Origin of the sequence: Mycobacterium angelicum (assembly GCF_002086155.1) — a bacterium.
In the GTDB taxonomy this organism is placed as follows: domain Bacteria; phylum Actinomycetota; class Actinomycetes; order Mycobacteriales; family Mycobacteriaceae; genus Mycobacterium; species Mycobacterium angelicum.
Genome location: NZ_MVHE01000485.1, coordinates 1 through 220, shown reverse-complemented (window position 1 = coordinate 220; position 220 = coordinate 1). Strand labels below are relative to the sequence as shown.

Annotated in this window: 1 protein-coding gene; it reads right to left on the bottom strand. The window is 67.3% G+C overall.

Going from position 1 to position 220, the window contains the following annotated elements:
- Nucleotides 1–220 (bottom strand): N-terminal phage integrase SAM-like domain-containing protein (locus BST12_RS30370; RefSeq protein WP_245850641.1); only part of this gene is annotated, 220 nt, incomplete at both ends.

The following is a 220-nucleotide window of genomic DNA, read 5'->3' as shown; positions in this document are numbered from 1 at the left end:
GTAGGAGTGTGCCCGCGTGGTCGGTGTGCCCACGGCGGTGGTGGCGTACCAGCGGCGCACGGCGGCCGGGGTGATGTCGCGTAGGTCGGTGTCAGCGAAGGTGGCCAGGATGTGGTTGTCCAGCAGTTTGCGATAGTGGGCGCGGGTGCGGTCCTTGATTCCACGCTGCTTCAGCCATCCTTCGGCGTACTCACCGAATGGGGCTCCGGGGCGGTCTTCC